General features: G+C 71.4%; 23 protein-coding genes. 17 read left to right on the top strand and 6 right to left on the bottom strand.

The annotated features are described in order from the left end of the window. Position 1: 1 nt before the first annotated feature. Together ACZ7L1_RS15020 and ACZ7L1_RS15025 are read right to left on the bottom strand one after the other, a co-directional pair. A complete protein-coding gene (locus tag ACZ7L1_RS15020) occupies positions 2-589 on the bottom strand; it encodes a pyridoxamine 5'-phosphate oxidase family protein (RefSeq protein WP_471437350.1) in 588 nt (195 codons plus the stop codon). Positions 590-727: 138 nt separating this feature from the next. Next, positions 728-1,615, bottom strand: a complete 888-nt coding sequence (locus tag ACZ7L1_RS15025; protein ID WP_471437352.1) for a hypothetical protein — start codon at positions 1,613-1,615, stop codon at positions 728-730. A 237-nt stretch (positions 1,616-1,852) separates the two neighbouring features. Between ACZ7L1_RS15025 and ACZ7L1_RS15030 the strand changes: the two genes are divergently transcribed. From ACZ7L1_RS15030 to ACZ7L1_RS15050, 5 genes are all read left to right on the top strand, one after another. Then, the gene (locus tag ACZ7L1_RS15030) at positions 1,853-3,055 is read left to right on the top strand and encodes an argininosuccinate synthase (protein WP_471437354.1); all 1,203 of its coding nucleotides are present in this window, start codon (positions 1,853-1,855) and stop codon (positions 3,053-3,055) included. A 97-nt stretch (positions 3,056-3,152) separates the two neighbouring features. After that, complete coding sequence (gene argH, locus ACZ7L1_RS15035; protein WP_471437356.1) at positions 3,153-4,583, top strand: argininosuccinate lyase; 1,431 nt, start codon at positions 3,153-3,155, stop codon at positions 4,581-4,583. A gap of 141 nt (positions 4,584-4,724) precedes the next feature. Beyond that, positions 4,725-5,696 (top strand): aldo/keto reductase, encoded by a 972-nt coding sequence (locus tag ACZ7L1_RS15040; RefSeq protein WP_471437357.1) that lies wholly within the window; start codon positions 4,725-4,727, stop codon positions 5,694-5,696. Positions 5,697-5,777: 81 nt separating this feature from the next. Beyond that, the gene (locus tag ACZ7L1_RS15045; protein WP_471437359.1) at positions 5,778-6,329 is read left to right on the top strand and encodes a TetR/AcrR family transcriptional regulator; all 552 of its coding nucleotides are present in this window, start codon (positions 5,778-5,780) and stop codon (positions 6,327-6,329) included. Beyond that, positions 6,326-7,888, top strand: coding sequence for an MFS transporter (locus tag ACZ7L1_RS15050; protein WP_471437361.1), 1,563 nt, complete (start codon positions 6,326-6,328; stop codon positions 7,886-7,888). Before ACZ7L1_RS15045 ends, ACZ7L1_RS15050 begins: the two co-directional genes overlap by 4 nt. Before the next feature lie 25 nt (positions 7,889-7,913). Here ACZ7L1_RS15050 and ACZ7L1_RS15055 read toward each other — a convergent pair whose 3' ends face one another. Then, on the bottom strand, positions 7,914-8,603 hold the full coding sequence (locus ACZ7L1_RS15055; protein ID WP_471437362.1) for a lysophospholipid acyltransferase family protein: 690 nt from the start codon (positions 8,601-8,603) through the stop codon (positions 7,914-7,916). 325 nt (positions 8,604-8,928) lie between these two features. On the opposite strand from ACZ7L1_RS15055, the gene ACZ7L1_RS15060 reads away from it, so the two are divergent. From ACZ7L1_RS15060 to ACZ7L1_RS15070, 3 genes are all read left to right on the top strand, one after another. Next, a complete protein-coding gene (locus ACZ7L1_RS15060) occupies positions 8,929-10,104 on the top strand; it encodes a glycerophosphodiester phosphodiesterase (protein ID WP_471437364.1) in 1,176 nt (391 codons plus the stop codon). Between the two features lie 88 nt (positions 10,105-10,192). Continuing rightward, entirely contained in the window at positions 10,193-10,699 is a 507-nt protein-coding gene (locus tag ACZ7L1_RS15065; protein ID WP_471437365.1) for an RNA polymerase sigma factor, read from the top strand. Between the two features lie 45 nt (positions 10,700-10,744). Continuing rightward, on the top strand, positions 10,745-11,242 hold the full coding sequence (locus ACZ7L1_RS15070) for a GNAT family N-acetyltransferase (RefSeq protein WP_388999208.1): 498 nt from the start codon (positions 10,745-10,747) through the stop codon (positions 11,240-11,242). Positions 11,243-11,279: 37 nt separating this feature from the next. Here ACZ7L1_RS15070 and ACZ7L1_RS15075 read toward each other — a convergent pair whose 3' ends face one another. Both ACZ7L1_RS15075 and ACZ7L1_RS15080 read right to left on the bottom strand, forming a co-directional pair. Beyond that, positions 11,280-11,720, bottom strand: a complete 441-nt coding sequence (locus tag ACZ7L1_RS15075) for a hypothetical protein (RefSeq protein WP_471437367.1) — start codon at positions 11,718-11,720, stop codon at positions 11,280-11,282. A gap of 1 nt (position 11,721) precedes the next feature. Continuing rightward, positions 11,722-12,081 carry a hypothetical protein gene (locus tag ACZ7L1_RS15080; RefSeq protein WP_388999214.1) on the bottom strand — a complete coding sequence of 120 codons (360 nt, stop codon included), beginning with the start codon at positions 12,079-12,081 and terminating at the stop codon, positions 11,722-11,724. A 451-nt stretch (positions 12,082-12,532) separates the two neighbouring features. On the opposite strand from ACZ7L1_RS15080, the gene ACZ7L1_RS15085 reads away from it, so the two are divergent. The 8 genes from ACZ7L1_RS15085 (at position 12,533) to ACZ7L1_RS15120 (ending at position 23,569) form a co-directional block, all read left to right on the top strand. Next, positions 12,533-13,579 carry a methionine ABC transporter ATP-binding protein gene (locus ACZ7L1_RS15085; protein WP_471437369.1) on the top strand — a complete coding sequence of 349 codons (1,047 nt, stop codon included), beginning with the start codon at positions 12,533-12,535 and terminating at the stop codon, positions 13,577-13,579. Beyond that, the gene (locus tag ACZ7L1_RS15090; protein ID WP_471437370.1) at positions 13,576-14,322 is read left to right on the top strand and encodes a methionine ABC transporter permease; all 747 of its coding nucleotides are present in this window, start codon (positions 13,576-13,578) and stop codon (positions 14,320-14,322) included. The genes ACZ7L1_RS15085 and ACZ7L1_RS15090 overlap by 4 nt, the downstream gene beginning before the upstream one ends. Positions 14,323-14,402: 80 nt before the next feature. After that, positions 14,403-15,236 (top strand): MetQ/NlpA family ABC transporter substrate-binding protein, encoded by an 834-nt coding sequence (locus tag ACZ7L1_RS15095; protein WP_471437372.1) that lies wholly within the window; start codon positions 14,403-14,405, stop codon positions 15,234-15,236. Positions 15,237-15,411: 175 nt separating this feature from the next. After that, positions 15,412-16,050 (top strand): GNAT family N-acetyltransferase, encoded by a 639-nt coding sequence (locus ACZ7L1_RS15100; protein WP_471437374.1) that lies wholly within the window; start codon positions 15,412-15,414, stop codon positions 16,048-16,050. Between the two features lie 127 nt (positions 16,051-16,177). Beyond that, positions 16,178-17,386, top strand: a complete 1,209-nt coding sequence (cbiE, locus tag ACZ7L1_RS15105; RefSeq protein WP_471437375.1) for a precorrin-6y C5,15-methyltransferase (decarboxylating) subunit CbiE — start codon at positions 16,178-16,180, stop codon at positions 17,384-17,386. A gap of 343 nt (positions 17,387-17,729) precedes the next feature. Beyond that, positions 17,730-21,308: a nicotinate-nucleotide--dimethylbenzimidazole phosphoribosyltransferase gene (cobT, locus tag ACZ7L1_RS15110; RefSeq protein WP_471437377.1), complete on the top strand. Its 3,579-nt coding sequence runs from the start codon at positions 17,730-17,732 to the stop codon at positions 21,306-21,308. Positions 21,309-21,454: 146 nt separating this feature from the next. Then, positions 21,455-22,687: a uroporphyrinogen-III C-methyltransferase gene (cobA, locus tag ACZ7L1_RS15115; RefSeq protein WP_471437379.1), complete on the top strand. Its 1,233-nt coding sequence runs from the start codon at positions 21,455-21,457 to the stop codon at positions 22,685-22,687. A gap of 63 nt (positions 22,688-22,750) precedes the next feature. Continuing rightward, positions 22,751-23,569 carry a TrmH family RNA methyltransferase gene (locus ACZ7L1_RS15120; RefSeq protein WP_471437381.1) on the top strand — a complete coding sequence of 273 codons (819 nt, stop codon included), beginning with the start codon at positions 22,751-22,753 and terminating at the stop codon, positions 23,567-23,569. 53 nt (positions 23,570-23,622) lie between these two features. Here ACZ7L1_RS15120 and ACZ7L1_RS15125 read toward each other — a convergent pair whose 3' ends face one another. Further along, positions 23,623-24,933: a serine/threonine-protein kinase gene (locus ACZ7L1_RS15125; RefSeq protein WP_471437418.1), complete on the bottom strand. Its 1,311-nt coding sequence runs from the start codon at positions 24,931-24,933 to the stop codon at positions 23,623-23,625. A gap of 196 nt (positions 24,934-25,129) precedes the next feature. Between ACZ7L1_RS15125 and ACZ7L1_RS15130 the strand changes: the two genes are divergently transcribed. After that, on the top strand, positions 25,130-25,405 hold the full coding sequence (locus ACZ7L1_RS15130; RefSeq protein WP_471437383.1) for a hypothetical protein: 276 nt from the start codon (positions 25,130-25,132) through the stop codon (positions 25,403-25,405). The last annotated feature ends 91 nt before the right edge of the window (positions 25,406-25,496 follow it).

Consider the following 25,496-nt stretch of genomic DNA (forward strand, 5'->3'; position numbering starts at 1 on the left):
CTCAGAACGTAGACGGAGGCAGGGGCAACGGCAGTCCCGGCAGGCCGTCCAGACTCGTTCGGACGTGTTCTTTCCTCCGGAAGTACTCATCGAGGGAGGCGTCGTCCTCGCGCGCGAAGCGCCTGGCGTGCAGGTCGCGGTCCTCTTCATAGGCCATGAAGGGCACCGCGTAGCCACAGGTGTCCCGGATGAGCTCGGCGGTCACGACGATGACGGCGCGCAGACCGTGCAGGGCGGGGTCGATGTCCGGGAAACGCGTGAGCAGTTCCTTGAAGCGGGGGTCGTCGCGGAAGACCGGCTCGCCGCGGCCGTGCACGCGCACGATGTTCGGCGGTCCCTGGAAGGCGCACCACATGAGGGTGATCCGGCCGTTCTCACGCAGGTGCGCGATCGTCTCCGCGTTGCTTCCGGCGAAGTCCAAATACGCCACGGTGCGTTCGTCGAGCACGGCGAACGAGCCCTTGAGGCCCTTGGGGGAGAGGTTGACCGTGCCGTCGGCCGACAGGGGAGCGGTCGCGGTGAAGAACAGGGGTTGTGCCTCGATGAACGTGCGCAGTCTGCCGTCTATGCGCTCATAGGTCTTTCCCATGTCCACCGAGTATCGGGCCACATCATTCGACTGTCTAAGGAATTTACCCCAATGGCCGGGGATCGGCCTCGAACGGCGGCGTCCGGTCGCTCGTGGCCGCCCCGGCCGGCGCGCGGGGCGGCCACGACGCCTGTCACCTCACTTGGTGAGCGTGCAGGCGGCCAGGGAGTCCAGGCCCTGCGGCTTGGCGGACGTCCGGCCGATCGCGATGGCGATGCGGTCGATGGTGGACTTCCGCTTGTCCGCCAGCGGGCCGAGGATCGCGTTCCGGACGAAGTTCGGTCCGCCCTGGCCCACCGAGGAGGCGAGCCGCTTATTGGCCTCGTCGATCTGGGTGTTGAGCAGGGTCAGGTTGCGGTCGACCTCGGCTTGGGCGGAGGCGGGGATCGCGGGCAGCTTCGACTTGACGTCGGGGCAGGAGATGGTGCCCGCGGCGGTGGTGCCGCCGGCGGCGTTCCCGTTGTTGCCGGCGTTCCCAGCGTTCCCGTTGCCCGCGTTCCCGCTGTTGTTGTTCCCGCCGGCCTGCTGGGTCGCCGTCGCGCCCGGCGCGGCGGTGTTCGTGCCGCCGCCGCTCGCCGCTCCGCCGGCGTTGAGGGTGCACGGCGCCAGCGCGTCCAGTCCCTGCGGCTTGGCGGCGGTGCGGCCGATCGCCGTCGCGATGCGGTTGATCGTCGCCACCCGCTTGTCCTTGAGGGGACCGAGGATCGCGTTGTTGACGAAGTTGGGTCCGCCCTGGCCCACGGTGTCCACCAGGCGCTTGTTGGCCTCGGCGATCTGGGTGTCGAGCAACTGGAGGTTGCGGTCCACTTCGGCCTGGGCCGATGCGGGGATCGCGGGGAGCTGTGACTTCACGTCCTGGCAGGTGATCGTGCCGGGCCCCGCCGCCAGGGTCCGGGCGCCGTTGCTCTTGGACGTCTCCCCGGCGAGGGCGGAACCGGCGATGACCGCGCCGGAGAGCACCACTGCGGCGGCGCCGCCGATGATCGCCACGCGGCGCTTGTTGTACTTCGGAAGAGCCCTGGACATGAAGATGCCTCACTCAGGTCGGGGTGACTGCTGCGACGAACACGGCAGTCGGTGGCGTGACTGCTGCGAAAACGCGGCGCCTGCGTTCGGCGAGAGATACGGGAAAGCGATTGCTCCCGTTCAACGGGTCCGCAAAAGAGCGCCTCGCACGGCAGGTCGCGAGCGCGGCGCATTGACGAATCATGCAGAGTTCTGCATACTCATGCATGTCAGTGAGCGCAGTGTGAGGAGAACCCCGTGACCGAGCGCGTCGTACTCGCCTACTCCGGCGGTCTGGACACCTCCGTCGCCATCGGCTGGATCGCCGAGGAGACGGGCGCCGAGGTCATCGCCGTCGCGGTGGACGTCGGCCAGGGCGGCGAGGACCTGGACGTCATCCGCAAGCGGGCGCTCGCCTGCGGTGCCGTGGAGGCCGAGGTCGCGGACGCCAAGGACGAGTTCGCCGAGGAGTACTGCCTCCCGGCGATCAAGGCCAACGCCCTCTACATGGACCGCTATCCGCTGGTCTCCGCGCTGTCCCGGCCGACGATCGTCAAGCACCTGGTCGCCGCCGCCAAGAAGCACGGCGCCAGCACGGTCGCCCACGGCTGCACCGGCAAGGGCAACGACCAGGTCCGCTTCGAGGCCGGCATCGTCGCCCTCGCACCGGACCTGAAGTGCATCGCCCCGGTCCGGGACTACGCGATGACCCGCGACAAGGCCATCGCGTTCTGCGAGGAGAAGAACCTCCCCATCGCGACCACCAAGAAGTCCCCGTACTCCATCGACCAGAACGTCTTCGGCCGCGCCGTCGAGACGGGCTTCCTCGAGGACATCTGGAACGCCCCGATCGAGGACATCTACGAGTACACCTCCGACCCGGCCACCCCGCGTGAGGCCGGCGAGGTGATCATCAGCTTCAAGGAGGGTGTCCCGGTCGCCGTCGACGGCAGGCCCGTCACCGTCCTGCAGGCCATCCAGCAGCTCAACGAGCGCGCCGGCGCCCAGGGCGTCGGCCGGATCGACATGGTCGAGGACCGCCTCGTGGGCATCAAGTCCCGCGAGGTGTACGAGGCTCCTGGGGCGATCGCGCTCATCACCGCCCATCAGGAGCTGGAGAACGTCACCGTCGAGCGGGAACTCGCCCGCTACAAGCGGCAGGTCGAGCAGCGCTGGGGCGAACTGGTCTACGACGGCCAGTGGTTCTCCCCGCTCAAGCGCGCCCTGGACGGCTTCATCGACGAGGCCAGCCGGTATGTCTCCGGCGACATCCGGATGACCCTGCACGGCGGCCGCGCGGTCGTCACCGGCCGCCGGTCGCAGGAGTCGCTGTACGACTTCGACCTCGCGACCTACGACACGGGCGACACGTTCGACCAGTCCGCGGCCAAGGGCTTCATCGACATCTACAGCCTCTCGTCGAAGATCGCGGCACGGCGTGATCTCGCAGGCGGAGCCTGACACCGATCCGGCCCGACCGGCCCACTGGGCCGACGACCGCCTCCTCACCCGCGGTGGGGAGGCGGTGGCACACCGACACCCTCTAGGAGCGACCCAAGTGAGCAGCAACACCGGTGACGTACGGCTCTGGGGCGGCCGTTTCGCCGACGGCCCCGCCGAGGCCCTGGCGAAGCTGTCCGCGTCCGTCCACTTCGACTGGCGGCTCGCGCCGTACGACATCGCCGGCTCCCGGGCCCACGCGCGCGTGCTGCACAAGGCGGGGCTCCTCACGGACGACGAGCTGACGCGGATGCTGGCGGGGCTCGACCGGCTCGAGGCGGACGTCGCCGACGGCTCCTTCACCGGCACGATCGCCGACGAGGACGTCCACACGGCCCTGGAGCGGGGCCTGCTGGAGCGCCTCGGCCCGGAGCTGGGCGGCAAGCTGCGCGCGGGCCGCTCCCGCAACGACCAGGTCGCCACGCTCTTCCGTATGTACCTGCGCGACCACGGCCGGATCATCGGCGGTCTGATCGCCGACCTCCAGGACGCCCTGATCGGCCTGGCGGAGGCGCACCCGGACGTGGCGATGCCGGGCCGCACCCACCTCCAACACGCCCAGCCGGTGCTCTTCGCGCACCACGTGCTCGCCCACGTCCAGTCGCTGTCCCGGGACGCCGAACGGCTGCGCCAGTGGGACCAGCGGACGGCTGTGTCGCCGTACGGCTCCGGTGCCCTGGCCGGGTCCTCCCTCGGTCTCGACCCGGAGGCAGTCGCGGCGGACCTGGGCTTCGAGCACGGCAGCGTGGGCAACTCCATCGACGGCACGGCCTCCCGTGACTTCGTCGCCGAGTTCGCCTTCATCGCCGCGATGATCGGCGTGAACCTCTCCCGGATCGCCGAGGAGGTCATCATCTGGAACACGAAGGAGTTCTCCTTCGTCACGCTCCATGACGCCTTCTCCACCGGCTCGTCGATCATGCCGCAGAAGAAGAACCCGGACATCGCCGAGCTGGCCCGCGGCAAGTCCGGCCGCCTGATCGGCAACCTGACGGGCCTGCTGGCGACCCTCAAGGCCCTCCCGCTCGCGTACAACCGCGATCTCCAGGAGGACAAGGAGCCGGTCTTCGACTCCATCGACCAGCTGGAGGTCCTGCTCCCGGCCTTCACCGGCATGATGGCCACGCTGACCGTGCACCGAGAGCGCATGGAGGAGCTGGCCCCGGCCGGGTTCTCGCTCGCCACCGACATCGCCGAGTGGCTGGTCAAGCAGGGCGTGCCGTTCCGGGTGGCGCACGAGGTGGCCGGCGAGTGCGTCAAGGCCGCCGAGGCCGAGGGCAAGGAGCTGGACGAACTCACGGACGAGCAGTTCGCGAAGATCAGCACCCACCTCACCCCCGAGGTGCGCTCCGTCCTCGACGTCCCCGGCGCCCTCGCCTCCCGCAACGGCCGCGGCGGCACGGCCCCCGAGGCGGTGGCCGTGCAGCTCGCCGAGGTGAAGGCGGACCTCGCCGCGCAGCGGAAGTGGGCCACGGCCAAGCAGGTGTAGCAGGACCTCCCTCCGAGGGCCCGGACATCGCGTCCGGGCCCTTCGGTGAATCGACAGGCCCCGGCGGTCGGCGCGGGGGAATCGGACGCCCCGGTAGATTGGGGCGGGTTGCCGGCCCGCCGAAAGTGCAAGGAGCCCGCCATGCCGTTCAGCCGTCTGGCCGCCGCCACCACGGCCACCGCGCACATCGGACTCGGACTGGCCGCCGTCGGCCGCCCGGGCTACATCAACCTCGGCCGGGACCGTGACCTTCCCGCCGACCGCACCGTCGACGCCCTGCGCGGGCGCACGCATGAACTTCTGGACGCCGCCTACGCGCAGGGTGTCCGCTACTTCGACGTGGCCCGCTCCTACGGCCGCTCGGAGGAGTTCCTCGCCGAGTGGCTGTCCGCCCGCCCCGGCATCGACGACGTGGTGGTCGGCAGCAAGTGGGGCTACACCTACACCGCGCAGTGGACCACCGACGCCGAACAGCACGAGGTCAAGGACCACAGTGTCGCCACCTACGAGCGGCAGCGCGCCGAGACCGCCGCTTTGCTCGGCGACCGGCTCGACCTCTACCAGATCCACTCCGTCACCCCTGACAGTCCGGCCCTGACCGACAAGGAACTCCACGCCCAGCTGGCCGAGGCCGCCGCGCAGGGACTCACCATCGGGTTCTCCACCAGCGGCCCGGCGCAGGCCGACGCGATCCGCGCCGCGCTCGCCGTGACGGTCGACGGCGAGCCCCTCTTCCGTACCGTCCAGTCCACGTACAACATGCTGGAGACCTCCGCCGAGCCCGCCCTCGCCGAGGCCCACGACGCCGGGCTCACGGTGATCGTCAAGGAGGGCATGGCCAACGGGCGGCTGGCGGACCCGCACGCGCCGGACGCCCTGAAGGCCGTGGCCGCGGAGATGTCCCTCGGCTGCGACGCGGTCGCCCTGGCCGTGATCCTGCGGCGACCCTGGGTGGGCGTCGTCCTCTCCGGCGCGGCAACCGCCGGCCAGCTCGCCTCGAACCTGCACGCCGCCGCCGTCGACCTGGACGAGCATCAGCTGGCCCGCCTCGAGGCGCTCGCCGAGGACCCGCGCGCGTACTGGGAGCGGCGCGGGCAGTTGCCCTGGCACTGAAATCACGCCGAGGGTCGACGCTGGTGAGGCACGTATGCCTGATGTGAGACATGAATGTCTCACATGGTCTACGGTTGTCTCATGGCCGTCGACCGTGACCACGTGCTGCGCAGTGCAGCCGCCCTGCTGACCCGCAAATCCACCGCGACCATGGACGAGGTCGCCAAAGCGGCCGGAATCAGCCGGGCCACGCTGCACCGCCACTTCGCCGGGCGCGACGCGCTCGTACGGGCCCTGGAGGTGCTCGGTATCGCAGAGTGCGAGGCGGCGCTGGACGCGGCCAGGCTGGACGAGGGCCCGGCGACCGACGCCGTACGCAGGCTCGTGCGCGAGATCCAGCCCGCGGCCGGGCTGCTCGCCTTCCTCTACGGCGAGAACCAGCTGTGGGAGGGCGAGGGCCAGAACGAGGGCTGGTTGCGGATCGACAGCCGGATCACCGCGGTCTTCCTGCGCGGCCGGCACAGCGGCGAGTTCCGCGTCGACCTGCCCCCGGCCTGGCTCACCGAGGCGCTGTACGGACTGGTCGCCTCGTGTGCCTGGGCCGTGCTGGACGGCCGTGTGGCCGCCAGGGACTTCCCCATCATGATCGCCGAGCTGTTGCTCGGCGGCGCCCTACGGAGAGAGGAACCATGACCAGCACCCTGCAGCATGGGGGTGCCCCCTGTTCGAGCGAAGCCGAGAGCTTGGGGGACGAGGCGCCGCAGGCGGAGAAGCGCCGGGGCCGGTGGCTCGCGCTCTGCGTCCTCGTGCTCGCCGTGCTGCTGGTGGCCGTGGACGCGACCGTCCTCGGCCTCGCGACCCCCTTCATCAGCGAGGACCTCAGGCCCTCGGGCACCCAGCTCCTGTGGATCGGCGACGTCTACTCCTTCGTCATCGCCGGTCTGCTCGTCTCCATGGGCAGCCTCGGTGACCGGGTCGGCCGCAAGCGCCTCCTGCTCGGCGGCGCCACGGCCTTCGGCGCGACATCCCTTCTGAACGCCTACGCCCGGTCGCCGGAGACGATGATCCTGGCCCGGGCGCTCCTCGGCGTCGCGGGCGCGACCCTGATGCCCGCCACGCTGGCCCTGATCCGCAACATCTTCCACGACCCGCGCGAGCGCAGCCTCGCCGTCGGCGTCTGGGGCGCCACCGCCTCGGCGGGCACGGCGGTCGGCCCGATCCTCGGCGGTCTGCTGCTCGAGCACTTCTGGTGGGGCTCGGTCTTCCTCATCAACCTGCCGGTGATGGCGGTCCTGGTCCTGGTCGGCATCAGGACGCTGCCCGAGTCCCGCGACCCGCACCCGGGGCCGTGGGATCTGCCGAGCGTCTTCCTCTCGCTCGTCGGCATGATCGGCGTGGTGTACGCCGTGAAGGAGGCGGCCGCCCACGGATTCACCTGGCCGGCCTTGGGCGCCGGGCTCCTCGGTGCCGCCGCGCTCCACGGCTTCGTACGCCGGCAACTGACGCTGCCGGTTCCGCTGCTGGACATGCGGCTTTTTCGGCGCCGGGGCTTCAGCGGTGCGGTGCTCGCCGACCTGCTGACCGTGCTCGGCATGTCCGGACTGGTCTTCTTCCTCTCCCAGTACCTGCAACTCGTCCAGGGCAGGCGTCCGTTCGAGGCCGGTCTCGCCGAACTGCCCGCAGCCGTCGGCGCGGTGGCGGCGGGCCTGGTCGCGGGCGCGGCGGCCCGGCGCTTCTCGGTACGGGCGGTGGTCTCGGGCGGGCTCGCCGCGGTGGGCCTGGCGCTGGCCGCCCTCACCGCGCTCGACCGGACCACGGGCTACTCGCTGATCGGCACCGCGCTGCTGGTCGTGGGCGTCGGCGCGGGTCTGTCGTTCACCGTCACCGCGGACGTGATCCTCGCCGGCGTGCCCAAGGACCAGGCGGGCGCCGCCTCCGCGGTCTCGGAGACGGCGTACGAACTCGGCGCGGCCCTGGGCATCGCCCTGCTCGGCTCGATCGTCACGGGCACCTACCGCAACTTCCCGGCCCCGGCCGGCACCCCCGTCCAGGCGCACGCATCACTGGGCGGCGCGGTGGAAACGGCGGCGAACCTTCCGCCGGCCACCGCCCAGGCACTGCTGACGTCGGCCCGCGAGGCGTTCGTCGAGGGCCTCAGATGGGCGACGGGTGCCGGAGCGGTGATCCTGCTGGCGACGGCGGTGGCAGCGTGGTTCCTGCTCCGGGGCCAGCGGTTGGAGAGTACGTCGTGAGCCGTCGAGGGCTTCGCCCTCGCGGCTACGCCGCCTTAGCCTTCGTGGCGTACATGTCCACGTACTCCTGCCCCGAGAGCCGCATGACCTCCGCCATCACGGAATCGGTGACGGCCCGCAGCACATAGCGATCCCGATCCATCCCCTCGTACCGAGAGAACTCCATCGGCTCACCGAACCGCACGGTGACCCGCCCCGGACGGGGCATCCCCCGCCCGCCGGGCTGCAACTTGTCCGTGCCGATCATCGCGAACGGCACCACCGGCGCCCCGGTCATCAGTGTCAGCCGCGCGATACCGGTGCGCCCCCGGTACAGCCGCCCGTCGGGCGAACGCGTGCCCTCGGGGTAGATGCCGAAGACCTTGCCCTCCTCCAGCACGCGGCGCCCGGTCATCAGCGCGGCCACACCGCCGCTCGCGCCGTCCCGGTCGACCGGGATCATGCCGACGCCCGTGAAGAACCAGGCCATCAGCCGGCCCTTGAGGCCCTTGCCCGTGACGTACTCGTCCTTGCCGATGAAGAGCACCTGCCGCTTGGTGACCAGCGGCAGCACGATCGAGTCGATGAACGTCAGGTGGTTGCCGGCCATGATGACCGGGCCGTCGGCCGGGATGTGCTCCGCGCCCTCCACCTGTGGGCGGAACATCAGGCGCATGATCGGTCCGAGCACTGCCTTGATGAGCGCGAAGCGGGACAACGGGCCCTCCGGTGTCAAGGGATTCGGTATGAGTCTGTGCAGGTGAGGACGATACTCGTGACGCCCGGGGTGTCGCACACCGGGTTCACCGAGTGGATACGCGTCATTGACGAGTGTTTACCTGCGATGGCGGTTTTGTTGCACGTTCGTCATCCGCCGGACGGGTGTGGCGCACGCCGCACCGACGGTTGACGGGCCGTCAGTCCGGGTATCCGCCAACGCCGTCGCCATGCACCCAGGAGGACGGCCCCTGTCCGCCGCGGGTTCCCGCACACGTCTCCCGGCCGTCACCCGTCCGCACCTACGATCGAACCGTTTCGAACAGGTGTGGCGAGAGGGACACATGGGCGCGCAGGAGTCTTACGGGCAGGGGCAGGGGCAGGGGCAGGGTACGGGTCGGCGGGCGCTGCTCGGGGCCGCGGTGCTCGGTGCCGGCGGAGCGGTACTCGCACTGCCCGGCGTCGGGAGAGCGGGCGCGCGGCACACCGGCGGCGGGCTGAAGAGCCTGCCCGTGCCGACGATCATCGGTCACCGCGGAGCCAGTGGCTACCGCCCCGAGCACACGTTCGGCTCCTACAACCTGGCGCTCGACCTGGGCGCCGACATCGTGGAGGCCGGTGACCTGGTGCCCACCAGGGACGGCCACCTGGTGTGCCGGCACGAGCCGGAGATCGGCGGGACCACCGATGTCGCCGACCACCCCGAGTTCGCGGGCCGAAAGACCACCAAGGTCCTGGACGGTGTCCCCACCACCGGCTGGTTCACCGAGGACTTCACGCTCGCCGAGCTGAAGACGCTGCGAGCGATCGAGCGCATCCCCGCCACCCGCCAGCACAACACCCTCTACAACGGCCGCTGGGAGATCCCCACCTTCGAAGAGGTCCTGAAGTGGCAGGACGAGCAGACCCGCAAGCGCGGCAGGCAGGTGTGGATCTACCCGGAGACCAAGCACCCCACGTACTTCCGCAAGCAGGGTCTCGACATGGAGCAGTTGCTCTCCAAGGCCCTGCGCAAGCACGGCAAGGACCGGAAGAACTCGCCGGTCGTCATCCAGTCCTTCGAGCCGAGCAGCATCCAGCGCCTGAACAAGCTCGTCGACAACCCGCTCGTGGTGCTCCTGTCCGCCGCGAACACGCGCCCCTTCGACTTCGTCGAGTCGGGCGACCCGCGCACGGTCGCCGACCTCATCACCCCGAAGGGCCTGAAGGAGATCGCGTCCTACGCCCAGGGCATCGGCCCCACCCTCGACCTGGTCATCCCGAAGGACGCGAAGGGCAACCTCACCAAGCCCTCCACCCTGGTCGCCGACGCGCACGCCGCGGGCCTGATCCTGCACCCGTACACGATGCGCGACGAGAACACCTTCCTGCCGACGAACTTCCAGAAGGGCACCGACCCGACGGCCTACGGCGACGTCTTCGGTGCCTTCCGGACCTACTTCGCTACCGGCATCGACGGCGTCTTCACCGACAACGCCGACACCGGCGTACTCGCCCGCGAGGACTTCCTGCGCGGCTGAGCGGTCGAGACGCGCCACGGGTACCCCGTCGGGGTGACTCCCGTCCGCCCCGGCAACCCGCCGCCGGGGCGGACGCGTCCCGTCGCGTATGAGGCACGAGATGGTCAGCACCCTGCGTCCGCTGCTCGCCGCCGAGGCCTCGGCGGAGGCACACGCGGCGGGGATGGAGCCGAGCGATCTGGAACAGGCGGTGTGGCTACGGCTCCTGGAGCGGCTGCAGGCCGACCGGCCGCTCGCCGAACCGCAGGAATGGCTGCGCCGGGCGGTGCGTCTGGAGGCACGCCGCGGCCGACGCGCCGCCCGCCTCGAACTGCCGTACAGCGGTGACCCGGCCGACGACACCCGACCCGGCCCCGAGCAGCAGGCGCTCCTCGCGGCCCGCCGCCGGGCACTGCACGCCGCCGTACGCCGCCTGCCCGGCCGGTGTCCCCGCCTCATGGCGGCGCTGCTCTCGCCGCACGACCTGACCTACCGGGAAATCGCAGGGGAGTTGGGTATCTCACAAGGGAGTCTTGGCCCGGAACGCTCCAAATGCCTGGGATGTCTGCGTCGATTGCTTGCGGCGGAGGTTGCGGCGCTCGAACCGCGGGGATAGGAGTGGGGGACGACCGGTGATCAGGTGAGCGGGAGGCGTGCGCACATGGGCATGAGCGTGACCATCTCTGTGGCGACCGAGCAGGACGCCGAGCAGATCTTCAGGCTGCAGTACCTGTGCTTCCAGAGCGAAGCCGCGCTGTACGGCAACTACCGCATCGACCCGCTCGTCCAGACCCTGGACTCGGTCCGTGAGGAAGTCGCCTCGGACTGCGTCTTCGTGGCGCGTTTGGGCGAGGAGGTCGTCGGCTCGGTGCGCGGCCGAGTCACGGAGGACGGGGCCGCTTCGATCGGCAAGCTCTGCGTCCACCCGCGGCTGCAGGGCCACGGCATCGGCGCCCGGCTGCTGCGCGCCGCTGAGGCGGCACTGGTGGAGCGGCACGGCGCGAAGAAGTTCCGACTCAGCGCCGGCCACCGCAGCGAGGGCAACCTGCGCCTGTACCGCCGGGTCGGCTACGAGACGGTGGGCACGGCTCAGGGAGCGGACGGCGTACCGATGATCGTCCTGGAGAAGCCGGCGAGTACGTACGCCACGACGGCGTAGGGGAAGAGCGCCCCGAATGGGGCGCGTCCCACCGGGCTCAGGCCGCCTCCGCCTGACGCGCGGCCCCCTTCCGCAACCAGTACATGGCCGACAGCGGCAGCAGCACCGGAATGAAGATGTACCCCATGCCGTAGTCCGACCACACGGTCGCGTCGGGAAACGCGGACGGCTCGACCAGGGTCCACGTCCCGACGGTGAGCACACCGACCAGCTCGGCCGCACAGCACACCAACGCCGCCCGGCGGGCCGTCTCCCCGCCGCGCACCAGCGAGTAAGTGATGAATCCGTAGACGACGCCGGCGACCGCGGACAGGGAGTACGCGAGCGGAGCCTTGTCGAACTGCGTCGAGATCTGCACGACCGACCGCGACACCGCTCCGACCACCATCACCCCGTACAGCCACACCAGCAGCATGCCGGGCCCGCCGATGAGCCGCGTCTTCGCCGGTTTCGCCGGCTTCTCCTGCGTGGCCGTCATCTCAGCCTCCCCAGATGTCATAGAGCCGCACCTCCAGCACGGCGAGGACCACACCGCCGGCCGCGACCGTCACCGAACCCCACCGTGTGCGCTCGGCCAGCGACATGAAGCCCGCCGCCGGGACGCACGCGAAGGCGCCCAGCAGATACGCCACGAAGATCGTCGTGCCCTGCGCCGGCTTCTCGCCCCGCGCCAGCTGGACGATGCCGACGACCAGCTGGACGAGGGCCAGCAGCGTCACCACGGCCATGCCGATGAAGTGCCAGTCCTTCGTGGGCTGATCACGGTACGCGGCCCAGCCGCACCAGGCGGCGAGCAGCAGCGCGGCGACACCGGTCGCCAGCGTCAGGGCATCAAGCATGCCGCGACCCTATTACGGGCCAAAAGCGCCGATGTCCCCGCCCCCGTGGCCGGCCGCGGCGCCGCCCCGCCGGCCGTGGCGTTGACCACAACCGGCGCGATGCGTCCGCTATTCGGACAGCCGTGTCAGGTCCCGGTCCGGCGTCTGCTTTACTTGCGTGCATGACCACGACGAGCTGCCGCACTGTTGCGACCGAGGCGACCATGACGCCCGGTGCTCGTTGTATGTGTCGAATGTGCGCCTGCTAGAGGGCCCCCGCACCACCCAGAGCCTCGCGCCCCGAAGCGAGACCGCCGTGGAATGTCCGTACGCACGCGTCGTACGCGACTGACCTCCCGCGCACACGTTCTCCCCGGTTCCATCGCCCTTGCGAGAACCGTGCCGCGTTGCCATGCACGCACCCGTGCCCGGCGCACACCCACGCCCTGCACTCGACAGTGACGGAAACCCAGTGATCACCACATCGGGCCTGACGAAAATCTACCGGGCCGACCGTTCGCGCGGCCGCGAGGTGACCGCCCTCGACGGCGTCGACCTGCACGTACGCGAGGGGGAGGTGTACGGCGTCATCGGCCAGTCCGGCGCCGGCAAGTCCTCGCTCATCCGCTGCGTCAATCTCCTGGAGCGCCCCACCTCCGGCACGGTCACCGTGGCCGGCCAGGACCTCACCGCGCTCGCCGGCCGCGGATCACGCGCCGGCAGGGAGCTCCGCACGGCGCGCAGCCGGATCGGCATGGTCTTCCAGCACTTCAACCTGCTGTCCTCGCGCACCGTCCAGGACAACGTCGAGCTGCCCCTGGAGATCCTGGGCAAATCCGGGAAGGAACGTTCCCGCAAAGCCCTCGAGCTCCTCGACCTCGTCGGTCTCGCCGACAAGGCCAAGGCCTACCCGGCCCAGCTCTCCGGTGGCCAGAAACAGCGCGTCGGCATCGCCCGCGCCCTCGCCGGCGACCCCAAGGTGCTGCTCTCCGACGAGGCGACCAGCGCCCTCGACCCGGAGACCACCCGTTCCATCCTCCAGCTGCTGCGCGACCTCAACCGGCAGCTCGGCCTGACCATCCTGCTCATCACCCACGAGATGGACGTCGTCAAGAGCGTCTGCGACTCGGCCGCCCTCATGGAGAAGGGCCGCATCGTCGAGTCCGGCACGGTCGGCGAACTGCTCGCCACCCCCGGCTCCCACCTGGCCTCCGCCCTCTTCCCGGTCGGCGGCCAGGCATCCGGCGACGACCGGACCGTCGTCGACGTCACCTTCCAGGGCGAGGCCGCCACACAGCCCGTCATCTCCCAGCTGTCCCGCACCTACAACATCGACATCTCGATCCTGGGCGCCGCCATCGACACCGTCGGCGGCCTCCAGGTCGGCCGGATGCGCATCGAGCTGCCCGGCCGCTACGAGGACAACGTCGTGCCGATCGGCTTCCTGCGCGAGCAGGGCCTGCAGATCGACGTGGTGGGCCGCCAGGAGGCCCCGCTGGTGAAGGAAGGTGCCAAGTGACCTGGACTGATTTCTCGGCGATGCAGCCGCTGCTGTCCCAGGCCTCCTGGGACACCCTCTACATGGTCGGCTGGTCCACCCTCATCGCCGTCGTGGGCGGCCTGCCGCTCGGCGTGCTGCTGGTGCTGACCGACCGCGGCGGACTGCTCCAGAACATCATGGCCAACAAGGTCCTCGGGCAGGTCGTGAACATCGCCCGCTCGATGCCGTTCATCATCCTGATGGTCGCGCTGATGGGCTTCACGCGCTGGGTCACGGGGACGACCATCGGCCGCGAGGCCGCCATCGTGCCGCTCGCGATCGGCGCCATCCCCTTCTTCGCGCGCCTCGTCGAGACGGCTGTCCGCGAAGTGGACGGCGGCCTCGTCGAGGCCGTGCAGGCGATGGGCGGCAACACCTGGACCGTCGTGCGCAAGGTCCTCGTGCCGGAGGCGCTGCCCTCCCTGATCTCTTCCGCGACCACCACCGTCGTCGCCCTCATCGGGTACTCCGCGATGGCCGGCACGGTCGGCGCCGGCGGCCTCGGCGACATCGCCATCCGCTACGGCTACCAGCGCTTCGAGACCCAGCTGATGTGGATCACCGTGGCGGTCCTGGCCGTCGTCATCTCGCTCATCCAGTTCGCCGGCGACTTCGCGGCCCGCGCCCTGCACCGCCGCGGCGGCCGCTCCGGACCGGCACCGAAGCTGCGGCTGCTGAAGGCGAAGGAGCCCGCGGCGGCCGATGTGAGCAAGGTCGCCTGAGCCACGCCGGGCCCACCTGTTCCCTGAACTCCCCGTGAACCATGACGGGGTCGCACCACCCATAAGGAAAGGCACTTTTCGTGCGTAACACCGCCAAGATCACCACCGCCGTCCTCGCCGCGGGAGCCCTCACCTTCGGGCTCAGCGCCTGCGGCTCCGGCAAGAGCAGCTCCGCCTCCTCCGGCTCCGACGGCCCGCTCATCGTCGCCGCGAGCCCCACCCCACACGCCGAGATCCTCGATTTCGTCAAGGACAACCTGGCGAAGAAGGCGGGCCTCGACCTTCAGGTCAAGGAGTTCACCGACTACGTCACGCCGAACACGGCGACCGAGGACGGGTCCGTCGGCGCCAACTACTTCCAGAACCAGCCGTACCTCGACGACTTCAACAAGAAGAACGGCACCCACATCGTGCCCGTCGTCACGGTGCACCTGGAGCCGCTCGGCCTGTACTCCCACAAGATCAAGAAGGCCGACGAGCTGAAGAGCGGTGCGACCGTCGCCGTCCCGAACGACACGGTCAACGAGGCGCGTGCGCTCAAGCTGCTCGCCGCGAACGGGCTCATCACGCTCAAGAGCGGCGTGGGCAACGAGGCGACCCCCCAGGACATCGCCAAGAACCCGAAGAACCTCAAGTTCAAGGAGCTGGAGGCGGCCCAGACGCCGCGCTCCCTGGACGACGTGGACGCCGCGGTGATCAACGGCAACTACGCCATCTCCTCCGGCCTCAAGCCCGCCAAGGACGCCCTCGTCCTGGAGTCCGCGAAGAACAACCCCTACGGCAACTTCCTCGCGGTCAAGAAGGGCGACGAGAACGACCCGCGGGTCAAGAAGCTGGCCAAGCTCCTTGTCTCGCCCGAGGTCAAGAAGTTCATCCAGGACAAGTACCAGGGATCGGTCATCGCGTCCTTCTGATCCCGCTCATCGACTGCCGTCGGCGCCGCGTACACCGCGTACACCGCGTATCGCCACGCACGGGGTCCGCTCCCTCACCGGGTGTGGACCCCGTGGTGCGTTTCGCTGCCTCCATGCTGCATGCTGGGCAGTTCAGCAGGCCCTGACGGTTTTCCGAAGGTTACGGAGCGGCGCAATGACGAGCACCTTCCCCAACGTCTCCATCAGCACGGAGCGTTTGGTCCTGCGCCCTCTCGACGAGGACGACGTCCCCGCGCTGGCCGAGATGATGAACGACGAGCTGGTCGGCGCCTGGACCGACGTGCCGCAGCCGTTCACCGAGGAGGGCGCCCGCACCTGGATCACCGAGTACGCGCCCGCCGAGCGTGCCGCGGGTCGCGGCCTCGACCTCGCCGTCACCGAGTTCCTCACCCAGCGCCTGGTGGGCGTCATCCAGCTCACCAAGACCAACTGGCATGTGCGGTCCACCGAACTGTCGTACATCATCGCGCCCTGGGCGCGTGGTGAGGGCTACGCCTCCGAAGCCGCGCTCGCGACCGCCCGATGGCTCTTCGGCGACCAGGACTTCGAGCGGATCGAACTGCGCACCGCGGCCGACAACACCGCCTCCCAGCAGGTCGCACAGAAGATCGGCTGCATCAGCGAGGGTGTCCTGCGCAACGCCTGCATAGCGCACGTCCGTGCGGAGGACGGCACCTGGACGGACGTACGGACCGACTTCATCGTGTGGAGCCTGCTGCCGGAGGACCTCGACGGGGTCAGCGACGAGCTGGCCGACACGGGGGGTTTCACGTCGTTCCCCAACTGGAACTGACAGCGAGGGACCGCTCCCACGGACCGAGCCCGGGGCGAGTGCACCCGGCCGAACGGGATACCCTCACGGAGCCCGCCGTGCGGGCTGCCCCTGACGACCTGCGCGAACAACCTGGAGACTGACGACGATGGCCGACCGGGTCACGGTGATCGGCTGGGACGGCTCGCCGCTGACCGCCGCGGCGCGCTCCGCCCTCGGAGCCGCCACGCTCGTCGCCGGCGCGGCCCACCACCTCGCCCTTCCCGAAGTGCCTCCGGCCGCCGAGCGCATCCGCCTCGGCTCTGTCGCCCTCGCCGCCCGCCGTATCGCCGCCCACCGCGGCACCGCCGTCGTCCTCGCCGACGGCGACCCGGGCTTCTTCGGTGTCGTACGCACCCTGCGCGCCCCCGAGTACGGTCTGGAGGTCGAAGTCGTCCCCGCCGTCTCCTCCGTGGCCGCCGCCTTCGCGCGCGCCGGGATGCCCTGGGACGACGCACTGGTGGTCGTCGCACACCGCCGCACCCTGCGACGCGCGGTCAACGTATGCCGCGCCCACACCAAAGTCGCGGTCCTCACCTCACCGGGCGCGGGACCCGCCGAGCTGGGGCTGCTCCTCGACGGCGTCCACCGCACCTTCGTCATCTGCGAGGAGCTGGGCACCGAACGCGAACAGGTCACCGTCGTCACCTCGGACAAGGCGGCCGACCACACCTGGCGCGACCCCAACGTCGTCATCGTCATCGGCGGACCCGTCACCGCGGCCGACGGCGGCTGGATCGCCGGCCGCGACCCGGGTGCCGGACCGCGCGGCTGGGCCCTGCCCGCCGAGGCGTACGGCGGGGGACTCGGCGAAGGGGAAACGGATCTGCTGCGGGCCGCCCAACTCGCCCGCCTCGGGCCCCGAGTGGGCGACCTGGTGTGGGACATCGGCAGCGGCAGCGGCGCGTTCGCCGTGGAGGCCGCCCGCTGCGGGGCCGCCGTCATCGCCGTCGACCAGGACCCGGACGCGTGCGGCCGTACCACGGCCGCCGCACGCCACTTCGGCGTCCAGCTCCAGGTCGTGCACGGCACCGCCCCGCACATCCTGGAGAACCTGCCGGAACCGGACGTCGTCCGCGTCGGCGGCGGGGGAGCGGCGGTCGTCTCCGCCGTCGCCGACCGCCGCCCGCAACGCATCGTCACCCACGCCGCGACCCGCGACGCGGCCGAACTCGTCGGCAGGGACCTCACGGAACACGGCTACGACGTCGAGTGCGCTCTGCTGCAGTCCGTCGAACTCGACACGCGCGCCTGGACGGAGAAGGAGCGGAGCGTAGCGTTCCTGCTCAGCGGCCGATTGGCCGAACGCTCCCCGTGATCCGGTTGTCGTACCGGCGCGGTAGGCTGGCCGACCGTCGTACCGTACTCGGGTGATCCGGCATTCATCAGTCAATGTCCGGAAAGCGCACCTCTTTTGAGGTGGGGGCGGTACGGCCGGACCGGAGGGCGCGCAACGTGGCGCAGTCCACAGCGGGCCGTCGCGGATCACCCTGTCGCGACGGCGGGACGACCGGGACAATGCCGTTCAATGGCTTTGTCGTCATTGTGGGCGGGTCGTTCGTGCCGCTGGGCACGCACGCTCGTTCTTCACTGCGGGCGGTCGGCGCGCCGTTCCGGGCCAGCTGGTCGTAGAAGCACTAACCGATGGGCGAGGGGTACGCATGACCGACACCGGCCAGGTCCCGGGCGAGGGGCTGCCGGAGAACGCAGGCATGGTGGAGCAGCCGGGCGTCCTCGCGCCGGGCGCGTACACCTACCTCGACCCTTCCGACAGCGCTCCCGAGGACGACGACCTGCTCCTGATGCCGGGCCAGCAGGGCGCGTGGGGCAACGAGATGGCGCAGCACGCCCCGGCTCCGGCGCCGTATCCCCACGAGCCCGGTCCGCACGAGGCGGCCGGCCGGGACAGCGGCTCCATCGACGTCGGCGCGGTCCGTACGCCGCCGACGCAGCAGCCGACGCCGCGCCGCCCGCTGCACCTCGGCCCGCCCATCCCGGACACCTCGGCGAGCCCGGTGCGCACGCTCTCCGACCGCGGTCCGGCGGACGCCCCGATGCGCGTCTCCGGGCCGCCCACGGCCGGTCCCGAGTACCTCGACGTGCCGCAGCCGGGGGAGAACTCCCCGCAGGGAGCGGTCCCCTGGGGGCCTCCGCCGCAGCAGCACACCGTGCCGCCGGTGGGCCCCGAGGGGACGGCCGCAGAAACGGTCGTTCCGGCACCGGCGCCCGAGCTCCCGCCGACGGTTCAGCCGACCGCCGCGCCGATCGCCCCGCAGGCCGCGCCCGTGTCCGCCGAGGCCCCGCATGGCTCCGGGCCGCTGGTCGACCCGGAGCCGCAGCCGACACCCCGGGCCCCGCAGGCCGCGCACGGCGTTCCGGCCCCGGAGGGCGCGCTCGGCATGCCCGAGGAAGGCCAGTCCGAGGTGGCCGACGACGCCGGACACGTCCTGCCGGACGGCGCGCTGAACGACGGCTCGCAGGGCGACGCCTGGCAGAGCGACGGGCCGCAGAGGGACACCTGGCAGAACGACGGCTCGCAGCATCCCGGAGCCGTGCCGGAGCCGGATGCCGCACCGGCGCAGGACGGGGCCCCCGCCGGGCTCGCCCCGCAGGTCCCGGACGCCGTGCCCGTGGCGGATGCCGCCCCGGACTTCGGGGCCGTACCGCCCGTGGACGGCGAGCCGCACTTCGGCGTGGCCGCGCCCGCGGCCGAAGCGGGGCCGGCCCAGCAGGCTGCGGAGGACCACGTTCCGGCGCCCGCCACGCACCCGACGGCTCCCGCCCAGGACCACGAACCCGTCGCCGACGCCCCGGCCGAGGAAGAGGTCCACGATCCGGCCCAGGCCCCGGCCGAACAGGTCCAGGACCCCAGCCGGACCCCGGCCGCGGCACCGGACCAGCACACGCTCCTGGCGGACACCGAGGCCCGGACTCCTGACACCCCCGCACCGTTCGCCGAGCCCGCGCCGCAGCAGGGCCCCGAGGAGGCGCAGCCCGAGGGCGCCGAGCCCGCGCCGGCCGTCCCGGTGGGCGGACCCGTCCAGGCGCACGGCGAGCAGGAGGCGGGCGGCGAGCCGGCCGCCGAACCCGGTGCGCCCGCCCATGCCTCCGGCGTCCCGGCCGATGCGGCCGGTGTGCAGGCCGACGCGCCCGTGGAGCACCAGGCGGACCCGTCATTCGGCCGGTTCGTGCCCGTAGAGGGCACCGTGCCGACCACCCCGCACCTGGCCCCCACCCCGCCGCACGCCCTGACCGTGCCGCCCCTGCCCGCCCAGGAGCAGCCGCCCGCCGGGGAATCCGCTCCGGCGGTCGCCCAGCAGGAGGAACCGGCGGTGCAGGAGCCCGTCGCCATGGTTCCCGGCCCCCGCGAGGGCCAGGCACCCGCTCCGGAGCCCCATGCCGAGGACCCGGAGACCGTAGTCGCACAGCAGGCGGACGACCTCGACACCCGGGCCGCCGACCAGGAAGAGAGCACGGCCGCCGTGGAAGAAGCACGACAGTCCACCGGCCCGGCGGCGCCCGGATACGACGACGCCGAGCGCGAGGCCGTCCTGCGCGTGATGCGCGAGCGCCGCGACATCCGCAACGGCTTCCGCAGCGACCCCATCCCGCACGACGTGCTGCTGCGCGTCCTGGAGGCCGCCCACACGGCACCCTCCGTGGGCCACTCCCAGCCCTGGGACTTCGTCGTCATCCGCTCCGCCGAGACGCGCCGCACGATGCACGAACTGGCCATGCGCCAGCGCGAGGCGTACGCCAAGTCGCTGCCCAAGGGCCGGGCCAAGCAGTTCAAGGAACTGAAGATCGAGGCCATCCTCGACACACCGGTGAACATCGTGGTCACCGCCGACCCGACCCGGGGCGGCCGCCACACCCTCGGTCGGCACACCCAGCCGCAGATGGCGCCCTATTCCTCCGCGCTCGCCGTCGAGAACCTGTGGCTCGCGGCCCGTGCCGAGGGCCTCGGCGTCGGCTGGGTCAGCTTCTTCGACGAGCGTGAGATGGTCCGCGCTCTCGGGCTGCCCGAGCACCTGGAGGTCGTGGCGTACCTGTGCGTCGGGTACGTCGACGAGTTCCCGGAGGAGCCCGAGCTGATGCAGGCGGGCTGGTCCAAGCGTCGCCCGCTGTCCTGGGTCGTGCACGAGGAGACGTACGGCCGTCGCGCGCTGCCCGGCGAGGAGCCGCACGACTTGCTCGCCGAGACCGTCGCCGGCATCCGCCCGCTGGACGCCAAGGCGCTCGGCGAGGCCTGGGAGCGGCAGAAGCGGATGACCAAGCCCGCCGGTGCCCTCGGCATGCTGGAGATCATCTCCGCGCAGTTGTCCGGGCTGTCCCGGCAGTGCCCACCGCCGATTCCCGAGCCCGCGGCCGTCGCGATCTTCGCGGGCGACCACGGTGTGCACGCCCAGGGCGTCACCCCGTGGCCCCAGGAGGTGACGGGCCAGATGGTCGCCAACTTCCTCGGCGGCGGAGCGGTCTGCAACGCCTTCGCGGGCCAGGTAGGTGCCGAGGTCTGCGTCGTCGACGTGGGCGTGGCCGCCGACCTGCCCGCCACCCCGGGCCTGCTGCCGCGCAAGGTCCGCGCCGGCACGGCCGACATGACGACCGGCCCCGCACTCACCCGCGAGGAGGTCAAGCAGGCGATCGAGGTCGGCATCGAGACGGCCCGCGACCTGGTGGCGGCCGGGAACAAGGCGCTGCTCACCGGCGAGATGGGCATCGCGAACACGACGGCGTCGGCCGCCCTGATCGCGGTCTTCACGGACACCGACCCGTCCGAGGTGACGGGTCGCGGTACCGGTATCAACGACGAGACGCTGGCCCGCAAGACGGAGGTCGTGCGCCGAGCCATCGAACTCCACCAGCCGGACCCGGCCGACCCGATCGGCGTCCTCGCGGCGTTCGGCGGGCTGGAGCACGCGGCGATGGTCGGCCTGCTGCTCGGTGGCGCGTCCCTGCGCACGCCGGTCATCCTGGACGGCGTCAGCGCGGGCGCTGCCGCCCTGGTGGCGCGCGCCATCGCTCCCGAGGTGCTCGCGGCGTGCATCGCAGGCCACCGCAGCGCGGAGCCGGGCCATGTGGCCGCCCTGAACAAACTGGGCCTTCGCCCCCTGGTCGACCTGGACCTCCGCCTGGGCGAGGGCACGGGCGCCCTGCTGGCCCTGCCGCTGGTCCAGAGCGCGGCGAGGGCGATGCACGAGGTGGCGACGTTCGACTCGGCGGGGGTCACCGAGAAGTAGCACCGCGCCACGTCCGCGCGCAGGGGCGGCTCAGCCTTCGACCAGGTGAGCCGCCCCTGCCGTCCGCACCATAGAATCCGCACGTCAGGCCCCTCCAAAGCCGCAGAGGCCGCCGTCCCCACCGCCGCACGAGGAGCCGCACCTCCATGGCCGAACACCCCCCGTACCCCGTAGGGCTCCGCCTGACCGGACGCCGCGTCGTCGTCCTCGGCGGCGGCCAGGTCGCCCAGCGGCGCCTTCCGGCGCTCATCGCGGCAGGCGCGGACATCGTCCTCGTCTCCCCGGAAGCGACCCCCTCGGTCGAAGCCATGGCGGACGCGGGCGAGATCGGCTGGGAGCAGCGTCCGTACGAGGACGGTGACCTCGCGGACGCCTGGTACGCCCTGATCGCCACCAGCGACCCCGACGCGAACGCCCGGGCCTCGGCGGAGGCAGAGGCGAACCGGGTGTGGTGCGTCCGCTCCGACGACGCGGACGCGGCCACCGCGTGGACCCCCGCGACCGGCCACAGCGAGGGCGTGACGGTCGCCGTGCTGACCACCGAGGCCAGGGGCCGCGACCCCCGGCACACCGCCGCCATCCGTGACGCCGTGGTGGAGGGCCTGCGCGACGGCACCCTGGTCGCCCCGCACCACCGCACCCGCACGCCCGGTGTCGCACTGGTCGGCGGCGGCCCCGGCGACCCGGACCTGATCACCGTCCGCGGGCGGCGGCTGCTCGCCGAGGCGGACGTGGTCATCGCGGACCGTCTCGGTCCCCGCGACCTGCTCGCCGAACTCCCGCCGCACGTCCAGGTGATCGACGCGGCGAAGATCCCGTACGGCCGTTTCATGGCCCAGGAGGCCATCAACAACGCCCTGATCGAGCACGCCAAGCAGGGCAAGTCGGTCGTTCGCCTCAAGGGCGGCGACCCGTACGTCTTCGGCCGCGGCATGGAGGAGGTTCAGGCGCTCGCCGAGGCGGGCATCCCGTGCACGGTCGTCCCGGGCATCTCCAGCTCGATCTCCGTGCCGGGCGCGGCCGGCATCCCCGTCACCCACCGCGGTGTCGCACACGAGTTCACGGTGGTCAGCGGGCATGTCGCTCCTGACGACGAGCGTTCGCTGGTCGACTGGCCGTCCCTGGCGCGGCTGACGGGCACGCTCGTGATCCTCATGGGTGTCGACAAGATCGGGAAGATCGCCGAGACGCTCGTCGCCCACGGCAAGGCGCCCGACACCCCCGTCGCCCTGGTGCAGGAGGGCACGACGGCCGCCCAGCGCCGGGTCGACGCGACGCTGGCGACGGTCGCGGAGACCGTGCGGGAGAACGACGTGAAGCCCCCGGCGGTCATCGTCATCGGCGAGGTCGTGACGGTGGGGCCGCGGCCGGTCGAGTAACCCGGGGTAACACGTCCCGTTCCAGCCGTTGGCACCGTTCCTCGGACAAGGCAGTATCACCCTGTGGCCGATCTCATCACCGTTGAGGACCCCGACGACCCGCGCCTCACCGACTACACGGGTCTGACCGACGTGGACCTGCGCCGCAAGCGCGAACCCGCCGAGGGACTGTTCATCGCCGAGGGCGAGAAGGTCATCAGACGGGCCAAGGCGGCCGGCTACGAGATGCGTTCCATGCTGCTGTCCTCGAAGTGGGTCGACGTCATGCGGGACGTCATCGACGAGCTCCCGGCCCCGGTGTACGCGGTCAGCCCGGAACTGGCCGAGCAGGTGACCGGCTACCACGTGCACCGCGGCGCGCTCGCCTCCATGCAGCGCAAGCCGCTGCCGACGGCGGACGAACTGCTTGCCTCCGCCCGCCGGGTCGTGATCATGGAATCCGTGAACGACCACACCAACATCGGCGCGATCTTCCGCTCCGCCGCCGCCCTCGGCATGGACGCGGTCCTGCTGTCGCCCGACTGCGCCGACCCGCTGTACCGGCGCAGCGTGAAGGTGTCCATGGGCGCGGTCTTCTCGGTGCCGTACGCACGCCTCGACACCTGGCCCAAAGGCCTGGAGTCGGTTCGCGAGGCCGGCTTCACGCTCCTTGCGCTCACCCCCGACGAGAAGGCCAAGACCCTCGACGAGACGGCTCCGCACAAGATGGACCGGGTCGCGCTGATGCTCGGCGCGGAGGGCGACGGCCTGTCCACCCAGGCGCTGGTCGCCGCGGACGAATGGGTCCGCATCCCCATGGCCCACGGCGTCGACTCCCTCAACGTGGGTGCGGCGGCCGCGGTCGCCTTCTACGCGGTCGCCACCGGCCGCACCCAGTCCTAGAGCCCTGCCTTCGGGTCAGCCCGGTCGGCCGCCGGCCGTCCGCCTGTGCCCGGTCAGCCGTCCCGGTCGAGCTCGCTGTGGTACTGCTCGGCCATCAGGTCGCCGGTCAGGGGCGCGTACGACTGCTCCGGTCGTACGTCCTTGCGCACGCGTCCGTCGTCCAGGCCGCGCGCCGGACCCTGGCACCCCTGGGCCGCCGCGATGCCCAGCGCCACCAGCAGCGTCACCACCACGAACACGAAGATCCGCTGGCGCAGCAGCCGCGGGTTGGCCGGGCGCCGCCCCGTCCCGGTGGTGCGGGGCGCCGGCCGCCCGGCGCCGCTGCGCGGTGCGGGACGGCCGCCGGAGCGGGTCGAGGTGCCGCGCTGTGCGGGCGTCGGACGCGACCCCGGCCGGGAGCCGTTGCTGCGGGGCGGGGGAGTGCCCGGCCCCTGCGGGCGCCGCACGGTGCGCTGCTCCGCGTACTGCTGCGCGAGCCGCCCCGACGGCCGGTCCACCTCGCCGCGCCGGTCGGACGGCCGTACGTCCGTGAGGCCCTGGGTCTCCCGGGCCGCGATCTCCTTGAGCCGGAGCGAGAGTTGGAGGGTGCTCGGCCGTTCGTCGGGGTCCTTCGCGAGACAGGCGCGGACGAGCGGAGCCAGAGCGTCCGGCACGCCGTGCAGCTTGGGCTCCTCGTGCACCACGCGGTAGAGCATCACCTCGGAACTGCCGTGTCCGAAGGGCGAGTCCCCGGTCGCCGCGTACGCCAGCGTGGCGCCCAGCGCGAACACGTCCGTGGCCGGCGTGACGGCGGCCCCCCGCACCTGCTCGGGGGCGAGGAAGCCGGGCGACCCCACGGCCGTGCCGACGTGGGTGAGCGTCGAGGCACCGGTCGCCCAGGCGATGCCGAAGTCGATGATCCGGGGCCCTTTCGGGGACAGCAGGATGTTGGACGGCTTCAGATCCCGGTGCACGACCCCGGCCTCGTGCACCGCCACAAGACCCTCGGACAGGGCGGCCCCGACGGCGGCCACCTCGGCGGCCGTGAGGGGGCCCTCCTCGGCGACCTTGTCGTGCAGCGACGGCCCGGGCACGTACTGCGTGGCGAACCACGGGCGATCCGCCTCCAGATCGGCGGCCACCAGCCGCGCCGTACACCCACCACGAATCCGCCGTGCCGCCGAGACCTCACGTGCGAACCGCGACCGGAACTCCTGATCCTCCGCGAGGTCCGGCCGGATCACCTTCAGCGCGACCCTCTGGCCCCGTTTGTCGGAGCCCAGGTAGACGACGCCCATCCCGCCCGCGCCGAGCCGCCGGTGAAGCCTGAACGAGCCGACGACACGCGGGTCCTCACGCCTCAGGCGCATCATCGCCATGTCCATCCCCGCTGCCCGGTCCGTTTGACGAGCCACAGCTTACGTTTCCACAGCCGGGTGCGCGCAGAGGCCGCGCCCTCTCGCCCCGATCGATTGTCAGTGCCCCGTGGGAGACTTGAGAGGTGGTCAGGACAGACGCGAGCTGGTCCGTAGCGCGCCGTCCATGATCCCAAACACCCGCTGGGGAAGGGGGATTGAACCCGTGAAGGGTGATCGTGTGGAGATAGTCGTGGACGCGGGGGACACGACGCGTACGTACGAGGTGGTGGCGAGCAGGGCGGGCCGCCGGGTGGAGACGGCAGTGCGCAGGGGGGTGGTGGAAGTGAGCGAAGTCACGCGTTCCGGGACGGTCGTACGGACCGCCCGTTTCATGGCGAACCGGGTGCTGGCGCTGGTGGAGCAGCCGGTTCCGCGGGAAGACGGATCAGAGCAGAAGGGGCACACCGGGCATCCCCTCCGGGAAGACCCTGAGACCTAGGCGCTGTTTCTCGGATCATGAGCGGAGCCAGATGATGAGTGCTGCGAGGGTGACGGTGCCGAGGTAGATGTAGGCCCGTTTCTCGTAGCGT

This window comes from Streptomyces sp. NPDC107546 (assembly GCF_055639175.1).